Source organism: Micromonospora sp. WMMD736 (genome assembly GCF_049179015.1).
GTDB lineage: Bacteria > Actinomycetota > Actinomycetes > Mycobacteriales > Micromonosporaceae > Micromonospora.
In genome coordinates, this window is the sequence record NZ_JBMHMI010000040.1 from 1 (window position 1) to 1,226 (window position 1,226).

2 protein-coding genes are annotated in these 1,226 nt (G+C 67.2%); both read right to left on the reverse strand.

The genetic code is table 11. From position 1 onward, the window contains the following. A partial coding sequence (locus ACN269_RS33215; protein WP_421477066.1) for a 4Fe-4S binding protein occupies positions 1-602 on the reverse strand: 602 nt, incomplete at its 3' end. A 19-nt stretch (positions 603-621) separates the two neighbouring features. Next, a partial coding sequence (locus tag ACN269_RS33220) for an AurF N-oxygenase family protein (RefSeq protein WP_421477068.1) occupies positions 622-1,226 on the reverse strand: 605 nt, incomplete at its 5' end.

Below are 1,226 nucleotides of genomic sequence, written 5' to 3' on the forward strand. Positions count from 1 at the left end.
TGGTGGGCCAGCAGCTCGGCGTGGCTGACATGCTTGCCCACCTCGACGTTGAGATAGAAGCGGAAGCCCTTGCGCGCCGCGATCTTGTCGAACAACCGAGTCACCCGCTTCGTGCTCTGGTGGTCGGGTGCCACCCCGGCGCGCACCAAGCCGTACGGGGTGGGCAGCTTCTCGAACATGTTGACCCGCACCCCGCTCTGGGTGAGCAGCTCGTCGGCGGCATACATCGCGGCCGGGCCGGATCCGACGATCGCCACCGTCAGTGGACCACCCGAGCGCGGATGCACGGCCGGGGCGTCGGGCACGGGCGCCAACTTGGACGTCGGCGGTGCCTTCTCGCCGTCGGGCAGCGCCGGGTAGTACCCGGCGTTCAGTTCGACGAACGGCAGCTGGGTGGGCGTCAGTTTGGTGTCCGGGGCGATCGCCCCGACCGGGCACGCCGAGACGCAGGCGCCACAGTCCACACAGGATGCCGGATCGATGTAGAGCATCTCGGCGGTCGCGAATTCGGGTTCGTCGGGCGTCGGGTGGATGCAGTTCACCGGGCAGGCGAAGACGCAGGACCCGTCGCTGCAGCACGACTGGGTGATCACATGGGCCATGTGCGGATCCCGGCGCCGGCTATGCGGCGGTCAGCACGTGCTGGCGGTGCGGTTCACTGCGGAACCGGCTCGGCCGGCCGTCGATCTTGCAGATCCGCCACAACAGCTTGGCCACCGGGTTCATCAAACCCGTTTCCGCACAGAGCATCCGGACGTCGCCGAACATATCGCGCAGGAACTGCCGAGACTCCGGCGCCCGGAAGAACAACTCCTTCTTCACCGAGCGCGGGATGTCGAACTCCTTCCAGAACGCCCGCGGCGGCACCACGATCGCCTGGCACAGCACTCGCATGATGATCGGCACGTGCAGTGACAGCCAGAAACGCTTGCGGGCGCGCATGTGCGGCACCCGCTTGCGCAGGTACTCGTGGGCGAACGAGATGTGTCGCGCCTCCTCGGCGACGTGGATCGCCATCACGCGCTCCATGATCGGATGCAGCGTCTTGCCCTCGCGCAACACGTTCTTCTGGGTGTGGTCGATCGGCTCCTCGCCGGCCAGCACGCCGAAGAAGAACACGATCGGCAGCGGGCCGGCGGCCAGCGGGATGACCTGCGACAGCCACTTGAGCAGCCGCGGCATCCCCGGCACATCGGCACCGATGCGGTTCACCATCTCCTGAAACA